The organism is Leifsonia sp. HAY1-4F (assembly GCF_056755275.1).
In genome coordinates this window covers 1-4,757 of the sequence record NZ_JBNDHX010000164.1, presented here as the reverse complement: position 1 = coordinate 4,757, position 4,757 = coordinate 1, and the positions used below count along the sequence as shown (strand labels likewise).

5 protein-coding genes and 1 pseudogene are annotated in these 4,757 nt (G+C 69.1%); 3 read left to right on the top strand and 3 right to left on the bottom strand.

Features of this window, described 5'->3' with window-relative positions; genetic code table 11:
- Together ACPYOG_RS18635 and ACPYOG_RS18630 are read right to left on the bottom strand one after the other, a co-directional pair.
- Window positions 1-238, bottom strand: a pseudogene (locus tag ACPYOG_RS18635) (phosphoadenylyl-sulfate reductase); the annotation flags it as partial.
- On the bottom strand, window positions 235-1,947 hold the full coding sequence (locus tag ACPYOG_RS18630; protein ID WP_481295635.1) for a nitrite/sulfite reductase: 1,713 nt from the start codon (window positions 1,945-1,947) through the stop codon (window positions 235-237). The gene ACPYOG_RS18630 and the pseudogene ACPYOG_RS18635, both read right to left, overlap by 4 nt.
- 183 nt (window positions 1,948-2,130) lie before the next feature.
- Between ACPYOG_RS18630 and ACPYOG_RS18625 the strand changes: the two genes are divergently transcribed.
- Window positions 2,131-2,844, top strand: coding sequence for a sirohydrochlorin chelatase (locus ACPYOG_RS18625; protein ID WP_481295634.1), 714 nt, complete (start codon window positions 2,131-2,133; stop codon window positions 2,842-2,844).
- Here the strand turns inward: ACPYOG_RS18625 and ACPYOG_RS18620 are convergent.
- On the bottom strand, window positions 2,808-3,062 hold the full coding sequence (locus ACPYOG_RS18620; protein WP_481295633.1) for a hypothetical protein: 255 nt from the start codon (window positions 3,060-3,062) through the stop codon (window positions 2,808-2,810). The two genes, ACPYOG_RS18625 and ACPYOG_RS18620, sit on opposite strands and share 37 nt — an antisense overlap.
- Window positions 3,063-3,660: 598 nt before the next feature.
- On the opposite strand from ACPYOG_RS18620, the gene ACPYOG_RS18615 reads away from it, so the two are divergent.
- Window positions 3,661-3,996 (top strand): hypothetical protein, encoded by a 336-nt coding sequence (locus ACPYOG_RS18615; RefSeq protein ID WP_481295632.1) that lies wholly within the window; start codon window positions 3,661-3,663, stop codon window positions 3,994-3,996.
- Between the two features lie 3 nt (window positions 3,997-3,999).
- A partial coding sequence (locus ACPYOG_RS18610; protein WP_481295631.1) for a Fic family protein occupies window positions 4,000-4,757 on the top strand: 758 nt, incomplete at its 3' end.

The window sequence follows — 4,757 nt, the reverse complement described above, 5'->3', positions numbered from 1 at the left end:
ACAGCACATCGACGCCGGGCAACGCAGAGGCGACCACGTGCGGGAGCACGGCGTCGGCCATGGAGCAGGCCACGGCCGTGCGCTCCACGTCGAAGTTGTCGGCGACCCAGCGGACGATCTCCTCCGCGGTCGCGTTCTCCAGCTCACGTGCGCCGCGCTCGGCGAGAGCGCGGAGCTCGCTGACCGGCCGGAGGCCGGCGGGGCGTGCCGACAGGCTGCCCAGGTTCGTCGCGGTCATTGCAGCGCCTCCTCGTCGGCCCGGTGCGCCCAGTGGGCGAACGTCTCTTCCTCGGTGCGGTCGGACAGGAACCGCGTGACGATGCGCTCGACGTAGTCCGCGATCCCCTCGGCGGTCACCTTCAGCCCGCGCACGGTGCGGCCGAGTCCGGCCTCCTCGCGGTCGTGGGAGGCGAGGCCGCCGCCGAGGTGCACCTGGAACCCGGGCACCTGGCCGCCGTTGCCATCGGGGAGCAGCTGGCCCTTGAGGCCGATGTCGGCCGTCTGGATGCGGGCGCACGAGTTGGGGCAGCCGTTGACGTGGAGGCTGAGCGGGGTCGGCAGGTCGAGGCCTGCCAGCCGGCGCTCCAGCTCCTGCACCGCCGTCGCCGCCGTCACCTTCGTCTCCACGATCGCGAGCTTGCAGAACTCGATGCCGGTGCAGGCGATCGTGCCGCGCCGGAACACGCTCGGCCGCGAGGAGAGCCCGAGGTCGTCGAGGTCGGCGACGGCCTGCTCCAGGTTCTCCTCGGGGATGTCCAGGGCGAGGATCTTCTGGTGCGGCGTCGTCCGCAGCCTGGTGGAGCCGTGCCGTTCCAGGAGGTCGGCGAGCTGTCCGAGCGTCGTGCCGGAGACGCGGCCGACGAACGGCGTGACGCCGATGAAGTAGCGGCCGTCCTTCTGCTTGTGGACTCCGACGTGGTCGCCGGGGGTCGTCGGCGCGGCCGGCGCCGGCCCGTCCGGCAGCGGCTCGCCGAGGTACTCGTCCTCGAGAACCTGGCGGAACTTCTCCACGCCCCAGTCGGCGAGCAGGAACTTCAGGCGGGCCTTGTTGCGCAGCCGCCGGTAGCCGTAGTCGCGGAAGATCTGCACCACACCGTGCCACACCTCGGGGACCCGCTCGGCCGTGACGAAGGCGCCGAGACGCTCCGCCAGCCGCGGCGTCGTGGAGAGGCCGCCGCCCACCCAGAGGTCGAAGCCGACCCCGAGCTCGGGGTGCTCGACCACGACGAATGAGACGTCGTTGATCTCGTGGACCACGTCCTGGCTCGGATGGCCGCTGATCGCAGTCTTGAACTTGCGCGGCAGGTTGGCCAGCTCAGGGTCGAGCAGGAACCGGTCGGCGATCTCCTGGATCAACGGCGTCGGGTCGATCAGCTCGTCTGCGGCGATCCCCGCCACCGGCGAGCCGAGGAACACGCGCGGCACATCGCCGCATGCCTCCGTCGTGCTCAGGCCCACAGCCTCCAGACGCCGCCAGATCTCTGGCACGTCCTCCACCCGGATCCAGTGCAGCTGGATGTTCTGACGGTCGGTCAGATCCGCGGTGTCGCGTCCGAACTCGGTCGAGATGCCGGCGATCGTGCGCAACTGCTCGGTGGTCAGCTGGCCGCCGTCGATGCGGACCCGCAGCATGAAGTACTCGTCCTCGAGCTCGTGCGGCTCGAGGGTGGCGGTCTTGCCGCCGTCGATCCCGGGCTTGCGCTGCGTGTACAGGCCCCACCAGCGGAACCGCCCGTGCAGGTCCGTCGGGTCGATGGAGGCGAAACCGCCATCGGCGTAGACGCTCTCGATCCGTTCGCGGACCGCGAGACCGCCGTCCTCCTGCTTCCACGCCTCGTTCCCGTTGAGCGGCGCCTTCCCGTCGATGGCCCACTGACCGTTCGGCCGGGCGTCGGATCGGCGCGGCCGAGCCGTCGGCGCGGGGGCGCTCTGTTCGGAGATCGTCACGAACTCGTCCTTTCTGAACTGCAGGCGGATCGGAGATCGACGCTAAGCGGCCAAGGGTCCTGGACGGAATGCCGGGGGTAATAAACCGACGCAATGCGGAGACCGTGTACGACCGCTCAGGCATCCTGGGACGACCGAAGCGGGCCGCTCCGACGGCCCGCGCATCCACGTCGCGGAGAGCCCATGATCGCCATCCTCACTGTCTCGCACGGCACCTCCGACCCGCTCGGCCAGCGGGCCATCGAGGGATACGCCGAGGCGATCCACCGCGAGGCCGGGGCGGACGTCGCCGCGCACGCCTTCGTCGATGTTCAGCAGCCGGAGGTGGGCGCCGCGCTCAGCGATCTCCCGGCCGACGCCACCATCGTGATCGTTCCGCTCCTGCTGTCGCGCGGCTACCACCTCGGCCACGACATCCCGCAGGCGGCGGCCCCCTTCGGCGAGCGCGTCGTCATCGCCGGAGCGCTCGGCCCGGATGCCCGGCTTGCCGACGTCCTCCGCCGCCGGATCGGGGAGGCCGAAGCGGGTCACCGGGACACACTGGTGCTCGCGGCCGCCGGATCCAGCGATCCGGATGGCGTTCGCGACGGTCTCGATGCCGGCGCTCTTCTCGCCACCGCCAGCGGCCGGGAAATCACGGTCGGCTTCCTCAGCGCGGCCGAACCACGACTGGATGCTGCGATCGCTCGCGTGCGGCCCGCTCCGGACGCCACGGGCCGGGTCGTCGCCGCGAGCTATCTGCTGGCTCCCGGCTTCTTCCACGATCAGGTCCATAAGGGTGATGCGGACATCGTGACCGATCCCCTGCTGCGCGCGGACGCTCCGCCGGACCCGGAACTGGTCGCTCTCGCTCTCGACCGCTACTTCGCCGCGCTGCCGGACTCCACGTCGCCCTGAGCGGCCGCCACGAAATGGCGCCGACGCACGAGCGCGACCACGGACGCGACCAGCCCGGAGCCGGCGCCGGCGAGCAGGACGAAGGCCGTAGCGATCACCCCCGGCGTCGACCACGACGATTCGGTCGTCAGGCTTACGATCGCCGCGACGCAGAGAAGCGCACTCATCACGGCGAGGAACACGAGCGCCCGGCCGCGTTCGGTGTCGCTGTCCGGCATCCGGGACCTCCTCCACGCTCTGGCACACTCACAACGGATCGGGGGAAGACTATGCGGCCGGCGGGAGGGGCGAAAGGCACGGTTACGCCGTGTGAAGCCGGTGCCAACGGTGTCCTACCGGTGGGACAGTGATAGGATCCGTCCTATGGATAGGACGATAACGGACAGTGGATGCTGCGGGAGGTGACCCATGGACGTCGATGACGTGAAGACGATGCTTGAGACCGGTCGCGTTTCCACGGTTGAACTCGCACGTCGTTCCGGGGTGTCCCGAAACACGCAATGGCTGCTCCGGCAGGATCCGACGAGGGCCAAGCTCAGCACGCTCCGCGAGCTCGCTCTCGCTTACGGGCTTGACCTCGTCATCCAGACACAGCCCGCGAGCGATGCGCTCGCATCCGCTGCGGCACGATGGATCTTGGGGGACTTCACCGATCCCGGCGCATCTGCCACTGCGATCCAGGACTGGGTTGTCAGGCTCCAGCGATGGACGGGGGACACAGAGCCCCTGAAGGTGGCTGCGGCTGCCGCAACGGTGGCCGCACCGCAGAACCGGACAGGGTCCGTGCTGCTCCGGGGGCGAAAGGATGCGACGCGAATGGCATCGGCCGGATCGGCATCCGGCCAGCCGTGGGCTCTTTCCGGAGGGCCGGCCTTGACCGCACTGGGCATCGAGGTGCCGTCGGATGCTCCCACCGTCATGTGGGCCGCCGAGCCGTCACGAATTCGGGAACTGCTCGGGCCGACTCACGAGCCGACTCGAGTCCTGGGTGCGGCCTCCGTCATCATCGCGCCATCATCCGACCTCGTCGTCGCCGGTGCGACCGAGGTCGACGGGATACCGCTCGTCACCCCCGTCCAGATGCTGATCGATTGCCTCGGCGTCGGCGGGCCGCTCGCGGAACTCGCCGAGACCGTGGCGAAGGAGTGGTGACTCATGGCGGAACGACCGACCTGGGGCGCACGCCCGGGTGACTACGGGAACACCCCGCGGCGAGCGGACGCCGTTCGCGGGGTTCAGGCGAGTCGGAGAGAGACATCCCGCGCCGGTGAGGAGTTCGCGGTCACCGGCATCATGTGGGACCCGTCGCTCGTCGACGTGGCGAACATGGGCGGGACGGGGGACGTCGGTCGAGCCCTCGCTCGCTTCCGGTCCCGCTTTCCGACCATGATCTGGGACGCAGCACGATTGGAGGGCAACGCGTTCACCTTGCCCGAGGTGCAGACCCTCCTGGAGGGTGTCACCGTCGAGGGCAAGCGGCTGGACGACCAGAACCAGATCCTTGCGCTGAATGAAGGATTCAACGAGATCGACCGGCTCGTCGGTGACGGGGCTTTCGCCCTGACGAAAGCGGTGTCCGACAGGATCCATTCGCTGATCGCGGTGCACGAAGCGATCGAGTCCGGCAGCTTCCGTGGCGAAGGTTTCGCTCGTCGCGGTGGCAATGTCCAGCTTTCGGACGGCCGCGTCATCGATGGACGCCCGCACGGTGAGGGCGGCGAGACGCTGCGGGTCGCCTATCAAGACCTGCTCGACTACCTGTCGACTCTGCAGGATCCTCGGCACCGAGCGCTCATCTACGCCTCGAGCGTTATTCGGCACCAGCTCTACTTCGACGGAAACAAGCGCACTGCCAAATTGATGGCATCCGGTGAGCTGATGTCCAACGGGTTCGATGCGATCAGTATCCCGTA

Bases quoted from the DNA above. Each gene is read 5' to 3' on its own strand.
- ACPYOG_RS18625 (WP_481295634.1), top strand. From the start codon at position 2,131: ATGATCGCCATCCTCACTGTCTCGCACGGCACCTCCGACCCGCTCGGC.
- ACPYOG_RS18615 (WP_481295632.1), top strand. From the start codon at position 3,661: ATGGCATCGGCCGGATCGGCATCCGGCCAGCCGTGGGCTCTTTCCGGA.
- ACPYOG_RS18620 (WP_481295633.1), bottom strand. From the start codon at position 3,062: ATGCCGGACAGCGACACCGAACGCGGCCGGGCGCTCGTGTTCCTCGCC.